This is a genomic window from Asaia platycodi JCM 25414, assembly GCF_000614545.1.
GTDB lineage: Bacteria > Pseudomonadota > Alphaproteobacteria > Acetobacterales > Acetobacteraceae > Asaia > Asaia platycodi.
In genome coordinates this window covers 1-23,228 of sequence record NZ_BAKW01000018.1, presented here as the reverse complement: position 1 = coordinate 23,228, position 23,228 = coordinate 1, and the positions used below count along the sequence as shown (strand labels likewise).

14 protein-coding genes, 1 tRNA gene and 9 pseudogenes are annotated in these 23,228 nt (G+C 59.0%); 7 read left to right on the top strand and 17 right to left on the bottom strand.

All coding sequences use genetic code 11. The features are described 5' to 3' along the window. Positions 1 to 70: 70 nt before the first annotated feature. Both JCM25414_RS12560 and JCM25414_RS12555 read right to left on the bottom strand, forming a co-directional pair. Positions 71 to 661 (bottom strand): CarD family transcriptional regulator, encoded by a 591-nt coding sequence (locus JCM25414_RS12560; protein ID WP_025841867.1) that lies wholly within the window; start codon positions 659 to 661, stop codon positions 71 to 73. Between the two features lie 46 nt (positions 662 to 707). Next, entirely contained in the window at positions 708 to 1,583 is an 876-nt protein-coding gene (locus tag JCM25414_RS12555) for a bestrophin family protein (protein ID WP_025841866.1), read from the bottom strand. Between the two features lie 133 nt (positions 1,584 to 1,716). Here JCM25414_RS12555 and JCM25414_RS12550 point away from each other — a divergent pair, with 133 nt between their 5' ends. The 3 genes and pseudogenes from JCM25414_RS12550 to JCM25414_RS20095 all read left to right on the top strand — a co-directional run bounded on the left by JCM25414_RS12550 (position 1,717) and on the right by JCM25414_RS20095 (position 4,424). Further along, positions 1,717 to 2,838, top strand: coding sequence for an S-(hydroxymethyl)glutathione dehydrogenase/class III alcohol dehydrogenase (locus JCM25414_RS12550; protein WP_025841865.1), 1,122 nt, complete (start codon positions 1,717 to 1,719; stop codon positions 2,836 to 2,838). Continuing rightward, positions 2,835 to 3,690, top strand: a pseudogene (fghA, locus tag JCM25414_RS20100) (S-formylglutathione hydrolase). Before JCM25414_RS12550 ends, fghA begins: the two are co-directional and overlap by 4 nt. Beyond that, positions 3,687 to 4,424 (top strand): ribonuclease T2 family protein, encoded by a 738-nt coding sequence (locus tag JCM25414_RS20095; protein WP_242403563.1) that lies wholly within the window; start codon positions 3,687 to 3,689, stop codon positions 4,422 to 4,424. The pseudogene fghA and the gene JCM25414_RS20095 overlap by 4 nt, the downstream one beginning before the upstream one ends. Positions 4,425 to 4,457: 33 nt before the next feature. On the opposite strand, the gene JCM25414_RS12535 is transcribed toward JCM25414_RS20095, so the two are convergent. The 3 genes from JCM25414_RS12535 to trpS form a co-directional block, all read right to left on the bottom strand. Next, on the bottom strand, positions 4,458 to 5,336 hold the full coding sequence (locus tag JCM25414_RS12535; RefSeq protein ID WP_025841864.1) for a hypothetical protein: 879 nt from the start codon (positions 5,334 to 5,336) through the stop codon (positions 4,458 to 4,460). Between the two features lie 294 nt (positions 5,337 to 5,630). After that, positions 5,631 to 6,047: a secondary thiamine-phosphate synthase enzyme YjbQ gene (locus tag JCM25414_RS12525; protein ID WP_025841862.1), complete on the bottom strand. Its 417-nt coding sequence runs from the start codon at positions 6,045 to 6,047 to the stop codon at positions 5,631 to 5,633. A gap of 32 nt (positions 6,048 to 6,079) precedes the next feature. Continuing rightward, positions 6,080 to 7,075: a tryptophan--tRNA ligase gene (gene trpS / locus JCM25414_RS12520; protein ID WP_025841861.1), complete on the bottom strand. Its 996-nt coding sequence runs from the start codon at positions 7,073 to 7,075 to the stop codon at positions 6,080 to 6,082. Between the two features lie 124 nt (positions 7,076 to 7,199). On the opposite strand from trpS, the gene JCM25414_RS12515 reads away from it, so the two are divergent. After that, a complete protein-coding gene (locus tag JCM25414_RS12515) occupies positions 7,200 to 7,733 on the top strand; it encodes a thymidine kinase (RefSeq protein WP_242403562.1) in 534 nt (177 codons plus the stop codon). A 27-nt stretch (positions 7,734 to 7,760) separates the two neighbouring features. On the opposite strand, the gene JCM25414_RS20090 is transcribed toward JCM25414_RS12515, so the two are convergent. From JCM25414_RS20090 to JCM25414_RS12470, 9 genes and pseudogenes are all read right to left on the bottom strand, one after another. Continuing rightward, a complete protein-coding gene (locus JCM25414_RS20090; RefSeq protein ID WP_025841859.1) occupies positions 7,761 to 8,189 on the bottom strand; it encodes a c-type cytochrome in 429 nt (142 codons plus the stop codon). 37 nt (positions 8,190 to 8,226) lie between these two features. Next, a pseudogene (locus JCM25414_RS20085) lies at positions 8,227 to 8,714 on the bottom strand (FKBP-type peptidyl-prolyl cis-trans isomerase). 127 nt (positions 8,715 to 8,841) lie between these two features. Then, a pseudogene (locus JCM25414_RS20080) lies at positions 8,842 to 10,061 on the bottom strand (argininosuccinate synthase); the annotation flags it as partial. A gap of 95 nt (positions 10,062 to 10,156) precedes the next feature. Further along, positions 10,157 to 11,347: pseudogene (rlmN, locus tag JCM25414_RS20075) on the bottom strand (23S rRNA (adenine(2503)-C(2))-methyltransferase RlmN). Between the two features lie 86 nt (positions 11,348 to 11,433). Continuing rightward, positions 11,434 to 12,173, bottom strand: a pseudogene (locus tag JCM25414_RS20070) (TlyA family RNA methyltransferase). Beyond that, a complete protein-coding gene (gene dxs, locus JCM25414_RS12485; protein WP_025841858.1) occupies positions 12,173 to 14,167 on the bottom strand; it encodes a 1-deoxy-D-xylulose-5-phosphate synthase in 1,995 nt (664 codons plus the stop codon). Before dxs ends, JCM25414_RS20070 begins: the two are co-directional and overlap by 1 nt. A gap of 4 nt (positions 14,168 to 14,171) precedes the next feature. Then, a pseudogene (locus JCM25414_RS20065) lies at positions 14,172 to 15,007 on the bottom strand (polyprenyl synthetase family protein). Between the two features lie 80 nt (positions 15,008 to 15,087). Further along, positions 15,088 to 15,348 (bottom strand): exodeoxyribonuclease VII small subunit, encoded by a 261-nt coding sequence (locus JCM25414_RS12475; protein WP_025841857.1) that lies wholly within the window; start codon positions 15,346 to 15,348, stop codon positions 15,088 to 15,090. 120 nt (positions 15,349 to 15,468) lie between these two features. Continuing rightward, positions 15,469 to 15,738, bottom strand: a complete 270-nt coding sequence (locus JCM25414_RS12470; RefSeq protein WP_025841856.1) for a sulfurtransferase TusA family protein — start codon at positions 15,736 to 15,738, stop codon at positions 15,469 to 15,471. Between the two features lie 132 nt (positions 15,739 to 15,870). Between JCM25414_RS12470 and JCM25414_RS20060 the strand changes: the two are divergent. Beyond that, positions 15,871 to 16,805 (top strand): annotated as a pseudogene (locus tag JCM25414_RS20060) (ROK family protein). On the opposite strand, the pseudogene JCM25414_RS20055 reads toward JCM25414_RS20060, so the two are convergent. After that, positions 16,806 to 17,554: pseudogene (locus tag JCM25414_RS20055) on the bottom strand (RlmE family RNA methyltransferase); the annotation flags it as partial. A gap of 33 nt (positions 17,555 to 17,587) precedes the next feature. Next, positions 17,588 to 18,739, bottom strand: coding sequence for a Ppx/GppA phosphatase family protein (locus JCM25414_RS12455; RefSeq protein WP_051535876.1), 1,152 nt, complete (start codon positions 18,737 to 18,739; stop codon positions 17,588 to 17,590). A gap of 198 nt (positions 18,740 to 18,937) precedes the next feature. Here JCM25414_RS12455 and JCM25414_RS12450 point away from each other — a divergent pair. Further along, positions 18,938 to 19,011: transfer RNA gene (locus JCM25414_RS12450), tRNA-Gln, on the top strand. A 268-nt stretch (positions 19,012 to 19,279) separates the two neighbouring features. On the opposite strand, the gene JCM25414_RS12445 is transcribed toward JCM25414_RS12450, so the two are convergent. Beyond that, positions 19,280 to 20,083: a DUF2167 domain-containing protein gene (locus JCM25414_RS12445; protein WP_025841854.1), complete on the bottom strand. Its 804-nt coding sequence runs from the start codon at positions 20,081 to 20,083 to the stop codon at positions 19,280 to 19,282. A gap of 654 nt (positions 20,084 to 20,737) precedes the next feature. On the opposite strand from JCM25414_RS12445, the pseudogene JCM25414_RS20050 reads away from it, so the two are divergent. Further along, positions 20,738 to 23,014: pseudogene (locus tag JCM25414_RS20050) on the top strand (TonB-dependent receptor). Positions 23,015 to 23,228 lie beyond the last annotated feature (214 nt).

The following is a 23,228-nucleotide window of genomic DNA, read 5'->3' as shown; positions in this document are numbered from 1 at the left end:
CAGCCCGTGAGGGGCTGTCAGATCAGATCGGTCATGAAACGCCGGTGAACGAAAAAGGATGCCTGATGGATCAGGCGGCCTTCATGGTCTCGGTCAGGGCCTGGAGAACGGCTGTGGGGTCCTTGTTTTCAAGAACGGCCACTTCGCTCACGAAGCGTTCCTGAGCGGCTTCGAAGAGTTTGCGCTCGCTGAAGCTGCCATCGAGACTGTCGACGTTGCGACGCAGGTCGCGCAGCACTTCGGCAATCTGGATCAGATCGCCGGAGTTGATCTTTTCCTGATAAGCCACCGCACGACGGGCCCACATGCCTTTGCTGACATGGGGCTTGCCTTTGATGATCGACATCGCCTTTTCAACGATATCGCGCGTGACGATCTTGCGCAGGCCCGATTTGCGGGCCTTCGAGAGCGGAATACGCAGCGTCATCTGATTGCCGGGGAAAGAGATCTGGATGATTTCCAGCTTCGTTCCCGCGATCTCATCGATGCCGATGCGGTCCACGCGGCCTACACCATGCGCGGCGTAGACGATGGAATCCCCTTCCTGAAAGGGATCATCATCTCCGCCATGAGAGTCAGCCTGAGTTGCGGTCAGCGCAGCGGCGGTGCGCGCCATAGCGTCTGTCATGCCGCCCTTGGGAGGAGTTTTGAACGTGCTCATAACAATAGCTTGTATCAGAAATTCCTCAGCTTGTCTCGTGGTCTCATCAGGGCTGCACGCCACCCTGCGGCGGGATCGGGCCGCCGACAGGCTCACCGATTGGCTGAAGCAGGTCGATCTCGATCGTACGGGCCATGGTCAGCATCGGAAGGGCATGACGGCTGGGCACAAAAGGCTCCTGCAGATCGCGGCCGCTCTTGTCGAGTGCCTGGAATAGGAAGCCCACGAGGCTCGAACCGAGCGGGGTGATCCAGCCCAGCGTCTGCACCGCCGAAAACGGCAGAACGATGCAGAACACATGCACCACAAGCAGGGGCAGGACGGAATATTGCACCGGCAGAGGGGTGTTCTTGATGCGCTCCAGTCCGCCCTGAGCATTGGCCAGATCGGAGAGAATGCGATCGATCGTGCCATGAACGGCGCCGTCGATTTTCTTGCGCTCTACTTCTTCGGCCACGCCCAGGCCGATTTCATAGAGCAGCGCATTGGGTTTGTTGGTGCGCGCCATGATCCGCTCGTACATGTCCGGCGTGAGCAAACGCTTGGCGTCCGGCCCCTGCTCGGTGTTCGAGAGCGCCGTGCGCAGCAGATAGGGATAGGCCGCCATGGCTTTTGCCAAATCGGGACGACCGCCCAGAAGCGTCGCGGCTTCACGGGCGAAAGAGCGGGAGTTGTTCGTGATCAGGCCCCAGAGGGAGCGCCCTTCCCACCAGCGCGCATAGGCGGCGTTGTTGCGCACGCCCAGAAACAGCGCCAAAGCCGAGCCCATGAGTGAGATCGGCAAGGCGGGTTGTTCCATCCATTCCTGGTGGAATACCTGGTAGAGAATAACGACAACGAGGTCCCACAGGGCGAGGATACCGAGGGGTAAGGCGGTCTCACGAAGGAGAATCCACAGGCCGTAATTCTTGTCGACGATCAAGGTATGTCGGTCCTCAGTCTACGTGTTTTGTATGCAGGGCATCTTACCCAAGACGCTGGGCATAAAACTCGTTAAAACTGTCACCGTTTTGTGACGTATCGTGAATCATCTTCTTTCACTGGAGTTCCCGTCAATGGATGTGATTGCCGCTCTGGCTCTCGAAGCCGGTCGCCCGCTTGAGATCGACACCGTTCAGCTTGAAGGGCCGCGTGACGGCGAGGTGCTGGTCGAGATCAAGGCGACCGGGCTTTGCCATACCGACAAGTTCACCCTGTCGGGCGCCGACCCGGAGGGGCTGTTTCCTGCCATTCTGGGCCATGAGGGTGCGGGCATCGTGCGCGAGGTCGGTGCCGGTGTCACGTCGCTCAAGCCGGGCGATCATGTCATTCCGCTCTACACGCCAGAATGTCGCTCCTGTCCGTCATGCCTGTCGCGCAAGACCAATCTCTGCACCTCGATCCGCTCGACGCAGGGAAAGGGGCTGATGCCCGACGGCACCACGCGCTTTTCGTATCGTGGCAGGCCCGTGCATCATTATATGGGCTGTTCGACATTTGCCAATTTTACTGTCTTGCCCGAAATCGCACTGGCCAAGGTGCGCAGCGACGCGCCGCTGGACAAGATCTGCTATATTGGCTGTGGCGTCACGACAGGCATCGGCGCGGTGCTGTTCACGGCCAAGGTCGAGGCTGACTCCACGGTTGTCGTCTTTGGGCTCGGTGGAATTGGCCTGAATGTCGTCCAGGGAGCAAAGATGGTCGGTGCACGCCAGATTATTGGCGTCGATCTCAACCCTGAGCGTGCTGAAATCGCCCGCCAGTTCGGCATGACTCATTTCGTCAACCCCGCCGATCTAGGCCCCGATGGCGATCTTGTCGGGCATCTGGTTGAGCTTACTGGCGGAGGAGCAGATTACACTTTCGAATGTATCGGCAACGTCAAGCTCATGCGTCAGGCGCTCGAATGCGCCCATCGTGGCTGGGGTGTTTCCTGCGTGATCGGCGTGGCTGGGGCCGGGCAGGAAATCAGTACACGTCCTTTCCAGCTTGTCACGGGGCGTCGCTGGATCGGCTCGGCTTTCGGTGGCGCGCGCGGACGCACCGATGTGCCCAAGATTGTCGACATGTATATGGAAGGGCGCATCAATATCGATGCCCTGATCACGCAGCATCTGAAGCTGTCTGAAATCAATCATGGTTTCGATCTGATGAGTCAGGGCAAATCGATCCGCTCGGTCGTGGAATTCGACGCATGAGTATCGAGACGCTCTCGCGTGAGCTTTGCCATGGCGGTGCCGTCAGCACGATGGCCCATAAATCGACCAGCCTTGGCCTCGATGCGCAGTTCATGGTGTTTCAACCCGCACAGGCCTTGCGGGGAGAAAAGGTGCCTGTGCTGTTTCTGCTGGCCGGTCTGACCTGCACCCACGAGACGTTCTTGCAGAAATCGACGATCATCGCCGATGCTGCCGCCTGCGGCATCATGCTCGTCGCGCCTGACACCTCGCCACGCGGGGCGGGCGTCGAGGGCGAGGGATGAAAGCTATGATCTGGGCACGGCGGCAGGTTTCTATCTGGATGCGACACAGCGTCCGTGGGCGACGCATTATCGCATGGGGAGCTACGTTTCCAATGAACTGCCGGGTCTGATCAGGCAGCAGTTCAGTCAGGACGGTGCGGCTTTCGGAATCATGGGGCATTCGATGGGGGGGCACGGCGCACTCGTTCATGGGCTGCGCGACCCGTCGCTATGGCAATCGGTCAGCGCCCTTGCGCCAATCGTGCATCCTGCAGGGGTGCCCTGGGGCGAAAAGGCTTTTGGGGCTTATCTTGGCGATAAGCGGGAGAATTGGGCTGCCTGGGATGCTGTTTCGCTGATCGAGTCAGGCAGGCGCCACCCAAAGGAAATTCTCATCGATCAGGGTACGGCCGACCAGTTTCTTGCGCGGGAGTTGCGCCCCGATCTGATCGAGAATGCCGCGGCTCGGGCGGGGCAACCGCTGACGCTTCGCTACCATGAGGGGTACGATCATTCCTACTGGTTCATCCAGAGTGTGATCAGCGATCACGTCGCCCATCACGCGCGTCTTCTGGGAGCCTGTTCATGATACGCAAGCTTGTCGCTCTTTCGGTTCTGCTGCTCGCCGGCTGTGTCGGATCGGAGCCGCAGCGTTCGGGGCTTGTTCCGCTCGCACACGGCGATTTCGACCACAATACGCTCGCGCTCACCTGGCAGCCCGGTTTCTGTACGGTCGGGTCAGGGTGCGCCGCCGATCAGCCGCGTCAGTCGCTTGTCGGTCTGCATGGGCTCTGGGCGTCCGAGCCGCATTCTCTCGAAGCACAGAATATACCGGTCGAACGTTGGTGGCGTGACGGATGTGGCCTGTTCGGCCCGGACGCGCCTCCACCCGTGCTCGATAACGCCATGCTACGCACGCTCGGCGAGATCATGCCGCATACCACCCCCTCATTGCTGACCCATGAATGGGTCAAGCACGGGGCCTGCTTTGGCTACGATCCGGGAGTGTTCTTCGCCAAGGCAAGCGCACTCCAGCTGCGTTTTTCCCGCTCGCCCATGATGGCGTTTTTGGCGGCCCGTGCCGGTACGGTGGTGGGGCATGACGAGGTGCTGTCGTTTTTCCGCAAGGCAACCGGAGCCAGCCAGCCAAGGGCGCTTCAGCTTCGATGCGAAACGGATCCGGCGAAGCGTGTGGTGTTGACGCAGCTTTGGTTCACCCTTGATCCCGAGCGCATGGGGCAATTCCCGAGCGCCGGAAGCTATCTGGACTCACCACAGGCTCAGGATAATTGTCCGGCAGAGTTCTGGCTCAGAAACTGGTAAATTACCCCCTGAGCGCGCGCCGTAAGGGCGCGTTCAGGGATTGGGGAAGTCACGCACCATGAGGTGATGGTCATCCGGGCGTGACCAGAGGTTATTGCTGCCCGCCATGGGGCCGCGCCCTCTTACCTCATAGCCGCCTGACGCCCAGCATGTGTTGTTTGACACAAGAAGCGGAGAATCGTCGGGTTTGGGGAACGGGATCAGCCTCATGCAGGGGCCGGTGGCCACGCCCGTGACCTGATTGCCGATCACGTTGATATTCCCGCCCGCGACAATGACTGGCGAATGCGCAGCCGCCGCGCCCCAGACAGAAGAATTGGCCAATATACCGCCATACATGCGGTCCATATGAAAACCGGCCCAGCCGGGATCGGCCCCGCTGGAGGGAAGGTCGGCACTGCAATTGACCACGCGCGTAAGATCGACTCCATCGGCGAAAAGCCCGACGCGTTTTCCTTCCAGATAGGAATCGGAAACGCTGAGATCCTCGTCATCCTTACCGTCCACGGCATAGATGCCGTACCAGGCTTCAAGCACACGTAGATTGCGGATTTTCGTGCCTTGCACGCCTGGCCCGATGAACACGCCTGTGCCGTGGATATCCGTCACGTCGGTGACCGTATTGTTCGACGCATAGGCCGAGACGGTCTGATTGGCAGCCATGGTGCCGCTGATGAGCACCGCATTGGAATCACCGAAGGAATCGAAGAATGACCCACTGACGATATTATCCGAGGTTGCGACGAGTTCGATGCCGTTCTTGAAACGGTCGATATTGACATTCTCGATCAGCCCCTTGAACGCGCCGGTCACTAGGATTGCCGTGTCGGTATACGCATTGACCGACCGTAGCCGCAGATTGCGGATGATATAAGGAATGACCGCATTGGCGGGGCCGGGAGCACCAAGCACCAGCCCGCCTTCGAGGAAGCGCAGCGTGCCGTTATTGCCCTCTAATATGAAGGTTTTGGCGGTAACGGGTACTTTCAGGGTCCTGACACGACAGATGCCGGACAGGGAGAGCGCAACGCCTTTTGCGGATGCTGCGTCAATCGCAGCCTGAAAGCTTTTCGTGTCATCGGTAGTGTCATCGCAACGCGCGCCGAATTGCGTGACATCAAGCTGGTTTCGGCTCGGGCGGCAATCGGGTCAGTCAGCACCAGCCCGATCGCGACACAGAGAGCGGCACGGGCGCGGACCATCGCCTCAGTTGCCAAGCAGATGCAGCACGATCTCACGGCTATGCGGCGAGCGACGATGCTCGAAGAGATAAATCCCCTGCCAAGTGCCGAAAACGGGCTCACCCCGCATGACCGGAATGGTCAACTGCACATTGGTCAGAACGGAGCGTATATGGGCGGGCATGTCATCCGCCCCTTCATAGTCGTGTCGATAGGCACGTGACTCCGGTACGAGATCGTCGAAATAGCTGGCAATATCGTGCTGGACGGTCGGGTCGGCGTTTTCCTGCACGATGAGAGACGCTGAGGTGTGGCGGCACCAGAGTGTCAGAAGTCCATCTTCGATGCCGGTCGAGGCAACCCAGTCAAGCACCGGGCCGGTAATCATGGTCAGGCCTTTGCCCCGTGTGCGTATGGAAAGACGATGAAAGGCCTGCTGCATGTCCGGTATCCTGTCTCGGGCTGTTGGAACGGTTAGCGCAGATAACCAACCAGTCGTTCCGCCTCGCTGACGATGGGCTCTGCAATCGCGTTGGCCCGCGCTGCACCCTGTCGCAGAATGCTCTCCAGATGGGCTCGGTCTTCGAGCAGGCGGCGCGTTTCGTTGGCGACCGGCGAGAGCGTCTCGACCAAAAGCTCGGCGAGAGCGGCCTTGAAAGGGCCGAAGCCCTGGCCACCGAAGCGTGCCAGCACATCATCAACGCCCTGATTGGCCATGGCGGCGAAGATTGTAATCAGATTACGCGCTTCGGGTCGGCCTTCCAGACCGGCGCTTTCGGAGGGCAGGGCTTCGGTATCGGATTTCGCCTTGCGTATCTTGAGCGAAATGTCATCCGCCGTGTCGGTGAGTTCGATACGTGACTGGGCGGACGGGTCCGATTTCGACATTTTCTTCGTGCCGTCGCGCAGGCTCATGACGCGGGCTGCCGAAGGCGGGATCAGCGGCTCGATCATGGGGAAGAAATCGACCCCATAATCATGATTGAACTTCGCGCCGATATCATTGGCGATTTCGAGATGCTGCTTCTGGTCTTCGCCCACCGGGACGCGGGTCGCATGAAAGGCGTGGATATCGGCGGCCATCAGCGCGGGATAGACGAAAAGCCCGGCAGAATGCTGCTCGCGGTCTTTGCCCGCCTTTTCCTTGAACTGCGTCATGCGGTTCAGCCAGCCAAGGCGCACCACGCAATTGAAGATCCAGCCGAGGCGGGCGTGGGCGCTTACGGCAGACTGATTATAGAGTACATGCTTTTCAGGATCGATGCCCGACGCGATCAGGCAGGCGGCCTGCGCCAGATTATCGCGCCGCAACTGCTCGGGCTCACGAAAAACGGTGAGCGCGTGCATGTCGACCAGACAGAAAACGCAGTCATGATCATCCTGTAGCCGCACCCAGTTGCGGATCGCGCCAAGATAATTGCCAAGCTGGGGGACGCCGGTCGGCTGGATGCCGGAAAATACACGTTGCATGGCCGATGTTGTCGAATGCGTCTGGCGCACGGTCAAGGGGAAAGATTGCCGAGCCTGCGCAAATGCCTGTAAGGGCTGCGCGGCACCTTGAAGGATGGAAGCCTGTATGAGTGGAGAAAGCGTCGTGAGCAGGGGAATTCTGACCGTCTATGCAGGCCCGATGTTCGCTGGAAAATCGGCGCACCTGCTTCAGGACCACCCCGAGCAGGAAAAGACCCTCTGTCTCGCCCCGGCTTTCGACACGCGCTCTGGCGCAAGCATCCATAGCCGTGTCGGGCTACGCCGCCCCGCGCGTTCTGTCTCATCCTGGCCCAATGATTTTGCGCGTTTCGGGCATATCCTGCTCGATGAAGGGCATTTCATGATCGCACCGCACTACAAGGGCGATGTGGTGGCCGATATCGGCAAAAGCCTCGATGCGGGGGTCGATATCAGCGTTGCAGGGCTCGATACGGATTTCATGCGGCATGATTTCGATGTCATGGCGCGCCTTCGTCTGATGGCCGATCGCTACGTGCTGCTTATGGCGCGCTGTCACGTCTGCGAGGCGCCTGCGCGCTGGACCGCAAAGAAGCGTCAAACCGGTCATGTGCTCGAAACGGGTGATGAAGAGCTATACGAGGCGCGTTGTGAGGCGCATTGGGCGCCACCTGAATAAGCCGCGACGGGGTCTGCGCCACCGGTATCAGGGAATTTTGCCTTGTGCTGCGAGGCCCTCGCGCAGATCGTGAACCCGGTTCGAGCCGATTTCTTCCTTGCGGGTCGCCGCAAACACATCGGGGGTGATGACAGGGGCGGGGTTGGTCGTGCCCCGGGAAATGAGCCAGTTCAGGATAAGGCTCAACTGCTCATCATTCAGGCGCCGGAAACTGGGCATAGAGAAATTATAGCGCCCGCCATTGGCTTTAATAGGCCCGTCGAGCCCGTTGAGCATGACACGCGCGAGATAGGCACGCCCCTCAGGCGTCTTTGCGATCAGATCGAGACGGCCGACCAGAGGGGGTACTTCGCCGGGCAGGCCGTACCCCCCGTGATGACAGATGCCACAATTAGGGCCGTAGAGTTTCTGCCCTGCGCTCTTTTTGCCGCAACCCGCCAGAGCAAGCGCGGCCATGAGAGCGAGGGCGAAGGGCGCGCGTTTGGAAAGCGTCTTACTGCTCCTGCCCGCCCAGACCGAGAAGCTGGATCTTGAAGACGAGCGGGCTGTTGGGTGGGATGATGCCCATCGACCGCTTGCCGTAGCCGAGCGCGGGTGGAACATAGAGCATCCAGGTATCGCCCACATGCATCATCGGCAGGGCTTCCATCCAGCCTGAACGAGCCCGTCAAGCGCCATCTGCATATAGGCGCCGTTACCATGCTGCTCTGAACTGTCGAAAATACCGCCATCTGGCAGACGGCCTTCATAGATCAGCATCATCATGCGGCCCTTTGAGGGCTGCTCGCCATCCTTGGGGCCGGATTTCAGAACCTTGTAGGCGAGGCCGTCGGGCAGGGTCTTGACGCCGGGTTCGGCACGGACCTTAGCCATGAACTGCTCAGGCGTCAGCTCAGGCTCTTCTTTCGTGCCGCCACAGGCGGTCAGGGCAAAAAAAGATGCCCCGGCGACGAGGGTCTTGATGGAGCGGGACAAACGCATGGCTGAACCTCTTGGAACTTGCGATGTCTGCGTGCCCTTTACCACGCGGGGCGGTGAGGAGCACGCAGGCCGATGATCGCACCGGGTAATCGGTACCCGGTGCGATCAGGATCCGGCGATCAGGCTTGCCGCCGGTGCGACCGATCTGGCCGCCCAGACGCAGGCGCAGGGCGTTGAGCTTGATGAAGCCCTGAGCGTCGACCTGATTATAGGCGCCCTCGTCATCTTCGAAGGTGACGACGCGGGTGTCGTAAAGGCTGTTCGGGCTTTCGCGGCCGATGCAGATCACATTGCCCTTATAGAGCTTGAGGCGAACACGGCCCGTGACCGATTTCTGGCTGGCATCGATCAGTGCCTGAAGCATGTAGCGCTCGGGCGAGAACCAGAAGCCGTTATAGATGATTTCGGCATAGCGCGGCATGAGGCTGTCCTTGAGGTGCATGGCCTCTCGGTCGAGCGTGATGGATTCGATGCTGCGATGGGCCGTCAGCAGAATAGTGCCGCCCGGCGTTTCGTAGATGCCGCGTGACTTCATGCCGACAAAGCGGTTTTCGACCAGGTCGAGACGGCCGATCCCGTTGTCATGGCCGAGCTTGTTCAGGCGCGTCAGCAATTCGGCGGGAGAGAGCGTCACGCCGTTCAGCGCGACCGGATCGCCCTCATGAAAGTCGATGGCGATTTCGGTCGCGACATCGGGTGCGTTCTCGGGCGAAATCGTGCGCTGGAAGACGATCTCATCGGGCGCGATGGCGGGGTCTTCGAGAATTTTGCCTTCGGAAGACGAGTGCAGAAGATTGGCGTCCACAGAGAAGGGGCTTCGCCGCGCTTGTCCTTGGTGACGGGAATCTGGTTCTCTTCGGCAAAAGCCAGCAGCTTCGTGCGCGAGGTCAGGTTCCACTCACGCCAGGGCGCAATGACCTTGATGTCGGGCTGAAGCGCGTAATAACCGAGTTCGAAGCGAACCTGATCATTGCCCTTGCCGGTGGCACCATGAGCCACGGCGTCGGCGCCAACCATCTTGGCGATTTCGATCTGGCGCTGGGCGATCAGCGGGCGCGCAATGGAGGTGCCAAGCAGATATTGCCCTTCGTAAAGGGCATTGGCGCGGAACATCGGGAAGACGAAATCCTTCACGAAGGTCTCGCGCAGGTCCTCGACGAAGATTTCCTTGACGCCGAACATTTCGGCCTTGCGGCGTGCGGGTTCCAGCTCTTCACCCTGGCCCAGATCGGCGGTGAAGGTCACGACCTCGCAGCCGTATTCTTTCTGGAGCCAGCGAAGGATAACGGAAGTATCCAGCCCGCCCGAGTAGGCGAGAACGACTTTTTTAATGTCCCGGGCGGTCATAAGGCCAGGCTTCCCTCTGTAAAGATAACGCGTTGGGCGCCTTTCTTACCACCCGCCAGCCGATCAGGCCAGTCTCGGGGGACGGCCTCGACCTGTTATTCGGCATCCGCCGTCGCGTTGCGGCGCAGGCGCTCGCTTTCGGTCTTGAGCTGACCACAGGCTGCAAGGATGTCGCGACCGCGTGGCATACGGATCGGCGAGGCAAAACCGGCATCCATCACGATGGCGGCAAATTTCTGAAGCTGCTCGCGGGTGGAGGGTTTAAATTCTGAACCCGGCCAGGGATTGAACGGAATAAGATTGACCTTGGCGGGCAGGCCCTTGATCAGGCGCACCAGTTCACGCGCATCGGCCTCGCTGTCATTGATCCCGCGCAGCATGATGTATTCGAAGGTAATGCGACGCGAATTCGACGCTGCCGGGTAGCGACGGCACGCAGCCATCAACTCCTCTATCGGGTATTTCCGGTTGAGCGGTACAATCTTGTCGCGCAGTTCATTGGTGACGGCGTGCAGGGAGATCGCGAGATTGACCGCCAGTTCCTCACCGCAGCGATCCATCATCGGCACGACGCCCGAGGTCGAGAGCGTGATGCGTCGCCGTGAAAGGGCAATGCCTTCGCCATCCATCACGATGCGCATGGCCTTGGCGACATTGTCATAATTATAGAGCGGCTCGCCCATACCCATCAGCACGATGGTCGAGAGCAGGCGCGGAGTTTCCCCTCTTGCTCGGCCATTCGCCATAGGAATCGCGCGCCGCCATGAACTGCGACACGATTTCCGCAGCACCCAGATTACGGACGAGTTTCTGCGTGCCCGTATGGCAGAAGGTGCAGGAAAGGGTGCAGCCGACCTGCGACGAAATGCAGACAGCGCCACGATCTTCACGACGGTCTGGAATATAGACCGTCTCGGCTTCCTGCCCGTCACGAAAGCGGAACAGGAACTTGCGCGTGTCGTCATTCGACGTCTGTTCGAGTGACGTCGAAGGGCGTCCGACGACGTAATGTTCGGCTAGTTTCGCCTGAAGCGGCTTGGCGATGCTGCTCATGAGCGAAAAATCGGTGGCGCCTGATGATAGATCCAGTGCCAGAGCTGCTTCGCGCGGAACGGCTTTTCACCAAACGCCGCCATTTCGGCAATCAGCTCTTCACGGGAAAGGCCCACGAGGTCGCGACGGCCATCCGGCAGGACGGCAGGCGGAGGCGCGAAGAGTGCGGATTTGGCTAGGATGCGCGCACGCTCCTGCTCATTCAGATCGAGAGGGGTCGAAATGTCGGACATGGCGCTGCTCTATCACGGAAGAGCCCCTGAAACGCAAGAAAAACCATGTTTGTAAAAGGGCGATTGCTCTCTCAGAACCCTCTACTTCAAGGGATGCGCCTAGCAGCGATGAGAAATTCGCGGTTGCCTTCGGGGCCGGTGATGGGGCTGGGTTCTACGCCCAGAACTTCCCAGCCTTCGAGACCTTCCCACCAGCCGCGTATTTCCGAGCAGACACGCTCATGCACAGCCGGGTCGCGTACGACGCCCTTGGCGCCAATCTCGGCGCGACCAGCCTCGAATTGCGGCTTAATGAGTGCGACAGCCCAGCCGCCCGGCCGACAGAGCGCCAGCGCCGGGGGCAGGACCGTACGCAAACCGATGAAGCTCGCATCGCAGACCACTACCGAGATCGGATCGGGAATAAGCGTCGCGTCGAGCGTGCGGGCATTGGTTTTTCCATCACCATCACGCGCTCGTCTGAGCGGAGCTTCCAGGCGATCTGACCATGCCCGACATCGACGGCAAAAACCTTCGTCGCGCCTTTGGTGAGGAGCACGTCCGTGAATCCGCCCGTCGAGGCACCGACATCGATCGCAGTGGCGCCTGTCGGGTCGAGAGCGAAATGGGAGATGGCATGGTCGAGTTTGAGCCCGCCGCGCGAAACCCAGGGATGGTCCTGCCCGCGCAGATCGAGCGGAGCATCCTCGGCGAGCATGTCGCCCGCCTTGGCAATGCGGCGGTCCTTGCTGAAAGCAAGCCCCGCCATGATCAGCGCCTGCGCGCGGGCGCGGCTCTCGACGAGGCCGCGCTCGACCAGCAGAACGTCAGCCCGCTTCTTGGCCATCAGGCCGTCTGCTGAGCGCTCTGCGCACCCAGTGCCGACTGGGCCACCGTGATGATCTGAGGCGCATTGAGCCCGGCTTCGTCATACTGCACGTCGGGCAGATTATGGTCGATATAGCTATCGGGCAGGGCCATCGGGCGGAATTTGACCTGATCGAGCAGGGCCGTTTCGGCCAGATGACGCACCACGAGGCTGCTGAAGCCGCCTGCCGCACCTTCTTCGATCGTGATCAGCACGTCATGCTCACGTGCCAGACGCTCGACCAGCGCCGTATCTATCGGCTTGGCAAAGCGTGCGTCGGCAATGGTGACCGCTATGCCCTGTGCCGCGAGATGGTCGGCTGCCTTGAGTGATTCGGTCAGGCGCGTGCCGAGCGACAGAATGGCGACGCCCGATTTCGTACCCGGCTGACGCACGGCTTCGCGCACGATGCGACCACGGCCGATTTCGAGGATTTCGCCTGCTTCCGGCAGTTCCAGCCCCGTGCCGCTGCCACGTGGGTAGCGGAAGGCAATCGGACCGGCATCATAGACGCAGGCTGTTGCCGTCATATGGGTCAGTTCGACCTCATCACTGGGCGCCATGACAACCATGTTCGGCAGGCAGCAGAGATAGTTCAGATCGAACGATCCGGCATGGGTTGCGCCATCGGCACCGACCAGACCGGCGCGGTCGATTGCAAAACGAACGGGCAGGTTCTGCAGATCGACGTCGTGCACCACCTGGTCATAGGCGCGCTGCAGGAACGTCGAATAGATCGCGCAAAACGGGCGCAGCCCTTCTGAGGCCATACCGGCGGCAAAGGTTACGGCGTGCTGCTCGGCAATACCCACGTCGAAAAACCGGTCGGGATATTTGGTGGCAAATTTGTCGAGGCCCGTGCCTGACGGCATAGCTGCCGTGACGGCGGTAATACGCTCATCTTTCTCGGCATGGCGCAGCAATTCGCGTGCCATGACAGACGTATAGCTCGGCGGTCCGGCCGGGGCTTTTTTCTGCTCGCCGGTCACAACGTTGAACTTGCTGACGGCGTGGTATTTGTCACCGGCCGATTCAGCAGGGGTGTAGCCACGGCCCTTTTCGGTGATGACATGCAGCAGTACCGGGCCTTCATCAGCGTCGCGCAGATTGCGCAGGATTGGCACCAGCTGGTTCATGTCATGGCCATCGACGGGGCCAACATAATAGAATCCGAGTTCCTCGAACAGCGTGCCGCCCGTAATAAGGCCGCGCGTCAGCTCGTCTGCGCGCTTGGCGGTGCGCTCAAGGCCTGCGGGCAGGCGCTTGGCCAGCTTGCCTGCCAGATCGCGCAGGCTCAGGAACTTGCGAGACGTCATGAGGCGCGACAGGTAGTTCGACATCGAGCCGACTGGCGGGGCAATCGACATCTCGTTGTCGTTGAGAATGACGATCAGACGCTTGGCGCCCGCACCAGCCACTGCCGCATTGTTCATGGCTTCATAGGCCATGCCAGCCGAGATCGACCCGTCGCCGATGACGGCAATGACGTTGCGCTCGTGATAGGCGGGGTCTTCATTGGCACGCAGGTGATGCGCCACCGCCATGCCGAGGCCCGCCGAGATCGACGTCGAGGAATGTGCCGCACCGAATGGGTCGTATTCGCTCTCCGAACGGCGGGTGAAGCCCGATAGGCCATGAGGCTGGCGCAGCGTACGGATACGATCACGACGCCCGGTCAGGATCTTGTGAGGATAGGCCTGATGGCCGACATCCCAGATGATGCGGTCATCGGGCGTGTTGAACACGGCGTGCATGGCGACCGTCAGCTCGACCACGCCCAGAGAGGCACCGAGATGCCCCCCTGTAGTGGAAACGGCATCAACCGTTTCAGAGCGCAGTTCTTCGGCGAGCTGCTTGAGCTGCTCGGTCGAGAAATTCCTCAGATCAGCGGGAACGACCACGCGATCAAGATGAGGAAAGCGGCCCATCGTCGGGATAGACGCGGTGGTGTTCGGCTTGGTGGTATCGCTCATTCTCTTAATTCCTGCGCTCGACGATGTATTGTGCCAGGGCTCTGAGCGCGGCTGCTTCGGTCCCGAAAGAGGTCAGGGCCTGTGTGGCCTGTTCGGAGAGGCGCGTGGCCTCGGCGCGGGCGCCGTCAATTCCGAGCAGGGAGACATAGGTGGATTTGCCGGAGGCTTCGTCCTTGCCGGCGGTCTTGCCGAGTTCTTCAGCACTTGCCGTTGTGTCGAGCACGTCATCGGCAACCTGAAAAGCCGTGCCGATATCGCGCCCATAGGCGATGATCGCATCGCGCTGCACCCGGTCGGCGCCGCCGAGAATGGCGCCGGCTTCGGCAGCGTAGCGGATCAGCGCGCCGGTCTTCATGGCGTGCAGACGGCGGACCTGCTCGAGAGGAAGGCTTTTGCCTTCGCCACGGATATCGACCACCTGACCGCCAACCATACCTGCGGCGCCGGAAGCCTGAGCCAATGCGGTCACCAAGCGATACGCACCGCCGGGTCCGGGTGGGTCGCCTCATCTGCAAGGATTTCGAAAGCCGAGGTCTGCAACGCATCGCCTGCAAGAATGGCGATCGCCTCGTCGAACTGCTTGTGCGTCGAAGGCTGGCCGCGACGCAGATCGTCATCATCCATGGCGGGGAGATCGTCATGGACGAGGCTGTAGGCGTGAAGCATCTCGACAGAAGCCGCCACACGCAGTGCGCCTTCGGGCTCTGCGCCAAAGATGGCCGCGATTTCAGTCACAAGATAGCCACGCAGACGCTTGCCGCCGCCGAGCGCCGCATAGCGCATGGCTTCGAGCAGTACCGACTCGTCACCATCGACCATGGGAAGAAGACGATCGATCATGGTCTCGATCGCGCGGGCTGCCGTGCCGAGCGAGGCGGCAAGGACCTCTGGTGATGCGATAGGGGTGGGTGAGGGGGTCGTCATGGGGCTTTTCCGCCAGTATTCTCGTCGAACTCGGATAGGGGAGCGGTCGTCGTGGTGCCGTCACGTTGCGTGATGGCACGGACGCGCATTTCCGCCTCCGAGAGTTTTGTTTCGCAGTGGCGGCGCAGGGCTGCACCTCGCTCATAGGCGCTTATGGCGTCCTCGAGTTTCATCTGACCGCTTTCGAGGCCGCGTACGATCCTGTCGAGTTCAGACAGGGCCTCCTCGAAAGAGAGCTGTGAAAGCTGTGCGTCCATGCCGTAAATGCCGTCCCGCTCCGCTGTTTCGGAAAATCGCCGTCAAGGAAAACGGCTCGATGGGAGGAGGGATAGCGTGTCGCACTCCATTCTCCAAGCCCAAGGAAGTAATGACTATGATTATTCCGTAACAGGAGATGACACAGCTGTGTCCGATTTGCGACGGATGACGAAAGAAAGCGTCTCGCCGTCTTCAGAGAATGCAACCAATGCATGGCCGGTCTCACGGCAGAATGCCTGAAAATCAGCAACGCTGGCGCGGTCTGTCGCAAGAATACGCAGACGCGTGCCAGCCTCCATGGCTCGAAGGCTGCGATGCGCACGCAGCACGGGCAGGGGGCAGGCAAGCCCGCGTACGTCAAGGAGGGTTTCAGAAGCCGGAGGGGTCATTAATCAGACTATGCGCGCAGCCTCGGGTATGTTTCAAGATCGGGCGCTGTTTTGCCATTACATCTTTACTCGGACCGCATTCGTCCGCAACATGCGCCGCAGTTTTCAGAAGCAACTTCAGTAAGGCATGAGATGGCTGATTATCGCCTCGGCATCGATTTCGGTGGCACGAAGATCGAAATCGCAGTTCTTGATCGCGCGGGCGATCTGCAACTGCGCGAGCGTGTCCCTAATCCGGGGATTTACGAGGAGGCCGTGATCGCTGTTCGCGATCTGGTGGCCAGTGTCGACCAGCGCCTCGGCAGCGTCGCTTCGCACCTGGCGAAGCCCTGTCAGTTGAGCTCGACGCTCGGCATCGGCATTCCTGGGTCCATCTCACCCGAAACCGGCTGATCAAAAACGCCAATGCGACCTGGCTGAACAATCAGCCTTTCGGCATTGATCTTGATCGTGCGCTCGGTCGCTCCGTGCGCGTCGAAAACGACGCCAATTGCTTTGCCTTGTCCGAGGCGGCAGACGGCGCGGGTGAGGGCAATCGTACCGTTTTCGGCATCATCATCGGCACCGGCATGGGCGCTGGTATCGTGGTTGACGGAAAGGTGATCGGTGGTCGTCACAGCATTGCCGGTGAATGGGGGCACACGCCGCTCCCCTGGACGCGGCTTGAAGAATTCCCGTTGCCGAAATGTTTCTGCGGCAATGAGGGTTGCCTCGAACGCTATCTGTGCGGCCCTGAATTGGCCAAGGACTGGAAGGGCATCGGTCACCACAACACGGCGGGTATCGAAGAGGCCGCCGCCAGCGGGGATATCGCGGCAATCGGCGCGCTCGATCGTTATATGGACCGCTTCTCGCGTGCTTGCGCGCTTGCGATCAATTTCCTCGACCCTGATATCATCGTGCTCGGTGGCGGGGTGTCCAATCTCGACAGCATCTATGACCGTGTGCCGCCGCTTCTCGCGCGCCATGTCATCACGCCTGTCTGCACCACCCCGATCGTTCGCAACAAGCACGGCGACAGCTCAGGCGTACGCGGTGCCGCCTGGCTGTGGGACGTGGCTGAATAATCAGTCCTGATTGAGGCGATCGGGCCTGAACCCGGTCGCTACAACATAAAGCTCGCTCGATTCCTTGCGTGAAGCGGGCGGCTTAAGATGTTTGACACTTGAGAATGCCAGTTTCATCGGTTCGAGCATCTGGCGCTCCGACCCGCCCTGAAACACCTTGGCGACAAAGCCGCCGCCAACTGCCAGAACCTGCATCGCGAAATCCAGCGCCCCTTCGGCGAGACCCATGATGCGCATATGATCGGTCGGCGCATGGCCTGTTGTGTTGGGCGCCATATCCGATAACACCAGATCTGCGGGACCGCCCAATAATTCGATAAGCCGCGCCGGCATCTCTGGATCGGTAAAATCGCCTTCTATGATGGTGGCGTCGCTCACCGGGTCGACGGGCAAGAGATCGACCCCGACAACCGCGCTCGCCCCGCGCTTGACCGCGACCTGCGTCCACCCACCGGGCGCTGCCCCCAGATCAATGATTTTCATGCCCGGCTTGATAAGGTTCAGCCGGTCGTCGATTTCGATCAGCTTGAATGCCGCGCGTGAGCGCCACCCCTGCTTGCGAGCTGCCGCAACATACGGGTCGTTCAGCTGCCGATTGAGCCAGCGCTGCTGGGCAGTCGAACGGCCACGCGCCGTGCGCAGCATAATTGTCTTGTTGCGCGCATTCTGGACGGAGCTTCCGTCGAGCGTGCTGTCGGATTGGCCGGGTGCGGTCGAACTCTTGAGGCTTTCCCGGGAACCCTTTTCTCTGAAGCTTTCCGTTCTTGCCGCCGCGCTTGTCACTATTTTTGCTCATGGGCGTCACATAAAGGAAGACGGTGCCACATGGCCACGATAATCATGCTACTCCGGCGGTTGACGCCATTACGCGTCGGGTTATCGGCGATAACGCGGCTGTTTCGTGCCTGGGCTGCCATGCGCGCCACCATGCCGTCTCGCAACCCACGATCGGCGACGATGATCTGTTGAGACGGCCATACGCTGTGAATTGCCTCAAAGATGGCGCAACCAGGCAGCATGAAATGCTGTCTGTCCGGTGAAAGCGCTGAAGGTGCCTGCTGTTCTCCAGAGGATGCGCTGCGGACAGTGGAGATGGCGTCGTGTGCCGCCTGCGCCGAGAGCGAGAATCCATCGACGGCGTAACGGCTATAGCGGGTCAGGTTCTGAGCCATGCTCGCCAGTGTCGTAACAGTGCCGCTGGTGCCGAGCATCTGAACGGCGCCACGCTGCATCTCCCTGCCGATCTGATGGATTGCCTCGAAGGCGAGCAGGGGCTTGCGCACCGTTTCCACCATCGTCTCGTAAAGATCTGTCTCCCCCAGGGAGGGGGAGGACTGGCGTGAGCGGCCGAACTGTTCCGACAGGGTCACGACGCCGTATGGCAAGCTGACCAGGCTGACCAATTCATGCCCGCGTGTCTCAGGGCTCAGGCGTAGCCAGGCGATCTCGGTCGACCCGCCGCCGATGTCGAAGACGATGGCACGCTCACCCGGTTTCTGCGCACGATGCAGCAGCGTGCGACACCCTTCGACGGCGAGCTCCACTTCTTCTCGTGGGGAAATGATTTCGAGCGAAAGTCCGGTCTCGGAATGGACGCGAGACAGGAAGCTGTCACGATTGAGCGCCCGTCGGCAGGCTTCCGTGGCAACCGCGCGAACTTGGAGCGAAGGAAGCCCCTTCATCCTTGCGGCGAAAGAGTCGAGTGTGCGTACCGCCCGATCCATCGCCCGTGCGCTCAGCTCGCCAGTTTCGATAAGACCTTCGCCAAGGCAGACCATGCGGTTCTGGCGGTCGAGAATCTGCACGCCACTGTCCGTGCGCCGCGCGATCATGAGCCGACAATTATTGGTGCCCAGGTCTAACGCAGCAAAATGCCTGAACGGTGCGCCTTCAGGCGTATGGGATGACAGCGTCTCGCTACGGCTATAGCCCATAATCGTCCCCCCTCATCCTGATCCCGACATGAAATCTTACGTCAAAAACAATGTGATAGCGGCAAGGTGGCGCAGCAAGCATTTTATGCCCTGTCGAGGTCCAATTTCTGAAAAAAAAAGCGAATAAGGGGGTTGCGGCTTACCGGGGTGGATGCTATTTCACCGCCACCGCAAGGCAATCAGCTTCTGCAAAGATGCTGGGGGATAGTTTAGCGGTAGAACTACCGGCTCTGACCCGGTCAGCCCTGGTTCGAATCCAGGTCCCCCAGCCAAAAACCTTCTCAATTGCGATCTGAAGATTATGGGCTCCCGAAAGAGAAGCCTACCCGTCCTCGTTTCAGTAGTCTCACTCTGAGTCGTTCGGCTTCTCGAAGCGGTGAGGGAAGCTTTTACAATCTCATTTCAGCTCAATGGCTTTTCCCTCAGCACTGATTCGGGATTCTGCACAGCTTCTTGCGCTTTGGGATCAGCATCATGGCCGCTCAGAAACGCAGGGCGGCACATGCTGAGAAGATGATGGGCGCATCCAAGGAATGCATGTCACCTGTCGTTCTTGCGAGAAAACATGCCTTTGAGGCGTCTCCAGAGGAGAGCGAAAAAGCCGATCACGGCGACGATCGCCTTCGAGCTGAACAGCGCCGAGCCAAACTTGACAATAAAAGTGATAACGACGCCAACCAGCCCGGTTTTGACGGCGACTGCCGCCGTTCCGCCGCCGATAAGCCCCATCAGACCATATTCAGCCAGTTTGTCGCCGCTCTTGAAATCGCTGTAGCAATTACCCGAAGTTGGCTGAAGGGACGTCAGGGCATTATTGAACTCGTCTCTGTCTGCCCCATAGCTATCGACGTTTCCGACCATAAGAACGCGGTAATAGCCGGTGCGTGTCAGCACTCGCGTATTGAGGTTGGTGATGAGTGAGCCGTCATCTGTCCTGAACTGGTACGCCCATTCGAGGTGGTGGGTCTGCTGATCGTAGTGCGGGGGAGCCTGCCACCCGGCAAGAAACAGCTGAGGGAGGTGAGCGGCCTTTCTCTCCTTATTCTCTTCTGCTGAATGAGCGGCCATCGAACCAAACAGCTCTGCCGCGTCGATTGTGTCTGTATCGCTGACATGACCGGAATTCACGTAATGAAAATCCAGGAACCAGTCTTTATCCTTCGCCTCTGGCTGAAAAATATAGCCCTCATTGTCGCTTGTCGAAACGAGATTGCCGAGCAGAGCGAGGAACTTCTTGCCGTTTGGAGGTGATAGCCCCTCATATCCCGTCGGGATTTTGAGTCCGGAGCTACCTTCCGTCCGAATTGTTGCCGGACCATGAATCCAGGGAAGAGAGTTGATCATCTGCTGTGTTTTCGTGGGGCGTCTGCGTCTGGTTGTCTGACGCCTGACTAGAGGCTGACGACAAAGCGAGGGCGGTGATCAAGCAGGAAATGTGTTTACAGAAAGTCTATCGATCACAGTATCGGGTCTCGGATGGGTGTCGGAGGAAGGGTTGTCTCTAACAATGAGTATGAATTAACGAAATATAAGTGATGATAAAGCAGTTACTATGTCTGATTTATTTTATATAGATATTATATTCCTTCATATGGTCACTTCGTGGACTTACAGTAAACCGATTGCGGTTCTCCATTTCCAGAACACTCTTCGTATAACGATCCCGGTCGATAGAAATACTTCCGAGAGGCATCATTGTATCATATGTAACTGAAAAGAAACGATTTCTTAAAAGAGTATCGTCATTAAACTTTCATCGTGATTGTTTCGGCTGCGTGTTAATGGCTATCGTCAATTCGTTAAATCCTTTTAACGATCAGCTATTAAGCTTCAGGAACCATGATGAGTTTGAGAGCCCGTTTTTTTCTCTGTGCAACGTCTGTTCTCGCGTTGCAGATTTCAGCAGCGTCCGCGCAGGTCAGCCCCTCACGAAATGTTGCGTCGGGTTCTAAGGGCCAGACCCAAAAGTCGGCGGCAAAGGCTGACGATGGCCCGTCGATGATGGGCTCAACGGCGCCAACTGACGCTGCAAAAAGTGAGACGGTGCAGGTGCGCGCCAGTCGTCACACGGCGGCCGGTGGCGGCTTGATGGTTCGTGAAGACGCGGCGAAATCCCGATCCACCGTCACTCAGGAATTCATTGCAAAGCAGACGCCCGGCCTCAATCCCATGCAGCTCATTGCCATGCTGCCAGGCGTGAATACGACTTCGGTCGACCCGCTTGGTCTCAATGGCGGCAATCTGACCTTGCGTGGTCTCAATGCCAGTCAGATCGGCTTCACGCTTGAAGGTTTTCCCATCAACGATATCGGCAATTATGCGGTTTACCCGCAGGAAATCGTCGATTCCGAAAATCTGCGGACGATCAATGTCGAGCAGGGCTCGGCTGACCTCGATAGCCCGCATATCAGCGCCTCCGGTGGTGCCGTTAACATGTATCTGCTCGATCCTGCCGAGCGCTTCGGCGGTCATCTGGACGGAACATACGGAAGTTACAACTCACGGCGTATCTTTGGCCGTGTCGATACAGGCCGTATCGGCAATACGCATCTGAAGGGTTACGTCTCCTTCTCGGCAGCCCATGAGGATTCATGGCGCGGCCCAGGCGCCCAGAAGAAGCTTCATGGCGAGACGAAATGGGTCAATGAATGGGGTCAGGGTAACCGTATTTCGCTGGCGATCGTTGGCAACCAGAGTGACAGCACGCTGTTTCCGTCCATGTCACTTGCCAACTGGCAGAAATATGGCACCAGCTACACGTATGATTCCAAATGGAACCCCAAGAGCCCAAGCGGAAACTACTATAAGCTGCACCAGAACCCATTCACCAATATCTATGCCAGCGCCCCGTCCACCTTTACGCTGACCGATCACCTGACGCTGACGGAAACGCCCTATTTCTGGTACGGCAATGGCAATGGTGGCGGCGCTTACAGTGAGAGCCTGACGAGCCAGCAATACGGGGCTCAGACCTTGAGCGGGTCGATCGGCTCCTACAATTCGTCGAATACCAAGAGCCTGCTTCTGTATAACCCGTCGAACACACAGACCTATCGTCCCGGTGCAGTCACGAAGCTCGCTTTGCACACGGGTGCCAATCGTCTCATGATCGGCTACTGGTTCGAATATTCGAAGCAGATCCAGACATCGCCCTACAGTCTTGTCGATGCCGCGACCGGCGCTCCACTCGATGAGTATGGCGGCGGGCCTAATCTTGTTCTTTCCAATGGTGAAACGGCACAGTATCGCGATACGCTTACACAGACGCGCATCCACACGCTCTTCATCGATGATTCGCTCTCGTTGCTCAATAATCGTCTGACGCTCGAAGGCGGTCTGAAATATGCGATGATCACGCGTCAGGGGCAGAACAACCTGCCCGATACATCAACAGGTCGCTATATCCGTGGAAGCTGGAACGAGCCGCTCCCGGCGGCATCGATCCGTTACAAGCTGAACAATCAGTTCCAGCTTTTCGCTTCGGGTACCACCAATTTCCGCATTCCGATGAACACTTCGCTCTACGATGCAGGCACCTATACGAAGGGCGTTGGATACAGCACTCAGGCCAATCCTAACCAGAAGCCTGAAATCTCGATTTCGGAAGAGGCGGGCGTTCGTTATCAGGGCAGCCTGTTCAACAGCACGCTTACCTATTTCCACTATAATTTCACAAACCGCCTTTACTCACAGACCGTCGTGCTGCCGAACGGCTCGTATTATTCGCAGAGTATCAACGGGGGCGGTTCACACGCTGATGGGTGTCGATTTCGAAATCGGCACGCGCCCGATCCTCTACCACCTGCGCCCCTACGTGTCGGCGGAGTATATCAACGCGCGCACAGACAGTAATATCGCCGCAGGAAGCACAGGCGACTATGTGAAAAGCAAAGGCAAGTTCGCGCCCCAGACGGCTCGCCAGCAGGTAGCCTTCAACCTGGATTACGACGACGGCCACCTCTTCAGCGGCTTCGCGCTGAAATATGTCGGCAAGCAATATGCAACGTTCAATAATGACACCTCGATCCCGAGCTATGTCACCATGAACGTTCACGCCGGTTATCGCTTCAGGAACTTCGCGTTCATGAAAAATCCGGTTCTTCAGCTGAATATCCAGAACATCACGAACAATCACTATCTTGCTTCGTGAACGGCGTCACCGCCAACGGCAAGGCCACAACCGGTGTTTATGGCGGCAAGATCGCTGCGTCGAGCTCAACCTATTACGTGGCTTCGCCTTTCTTTGTAGGGGGAACGGCAAGCGTCGATTTCTGAGACCGGTAGTTCTGTGTACTAAAGGGGAGGGGGCGTAAGCCCCCTTTTTGCTATCTGACGCCGCAGTTTGTGAAGGTCTCTCGGCTTATGGCGAGACTTTTTTTCACTGATCTGTCATTTTTTCTAATTTTTATGATTGACGGGTATGGGTGTGGGGTCTAAAAGCGTTCACCGCAGAGGAACACGCTGCGGTGGCTGCCTTGGGAACTGAGAT

What these genes read in the sequence shown, in the direction of transcription:
- JCM25414_RS12560 (WP_025841867.1), bottom strand. Translation starts at nt 661, where the DNA reads ATGAGCACGTTCAAAACTCCTCCCAAGGGCGGCATGACAGACGCTATG.
- JCM25414_RS12550 (WP_025841865.1), top strand. Translation starts at nt 1,717, where the DNA reads ATGGATGTGATTGCCGCTCTGGCTCTCGAAGCCGGTCGCCCGCTTGAG.
- JCM25414_RS20095 (WP_242403563.1), top strand. Translation starts at nt 3,687, where the DNA reads ATGATACGCAAGCTTGTCGCTCTTTCGGTTCTGCTGCTCGCCGGCTGT.
- JCM25414_RS12525 (WP_025841862.1), bottom strand. Translation starts at nt 6,047, where the DNA reads ATGCAGCAGGCCTTTCATCGTCTTTCCATACGCACACGGGGCAAAGGC.
- trpS (WP_025841861.1), bottom strand. Translation starts at nt 7,075, where the DNA reads ATGCAACGTGTATTTTCCGGCATCCAGCCGACCGGCGTCCCCCAGCTT.
- JCM25414_RS20090 (WP_025841859.1), bottom strand. Translation starts at nt 8,189, where the DNA reads ATGGCCGCGCTTGCTCTGGCGGGTTGCGGCAAAAAGAGCGCAGGGCAG.
- dxs (WP_025841858.1), bottom strand. Translation starts at nt 14,167, where the DNA reads ATGAGCGATACCACCAAGCCGAACACCACCGCGTCTATCCCGACGATG.
- JCM25414_RS12475 (WP_025841857.1), bottom strand. Translation starts at nt 15,348, where the DNA reads ATGGACGCACAGCTTTCACAGCTCTCTTTCGAGGAGGCCCTGTCTGAA.
- JCM25414_RS12470 (WP_025841856.1), bottom strand. Translation starts at nt 15,738, where the DNA reads ATGACCCCTCCGGCTTCTGAAACCCTCCTTGACGTACGCGGGCTTGCC.
- JCM25414_RS12455 (WP_051535876.1), bottom strand. Translation starts at nt 18,739, where the DNA reads ATGGGCTATAGCCGTAGCGAGACGCTGTCATCCCATACGCCTGAAGGC.
- JCM25414_RS12445 (WP_025841854.1), bottom strand. Translation starts at nt 20,083, where the DNA reads ATGATCAACTCTCTTCCCTGGATTCATGGTCCGGCAACAATTCGGACG.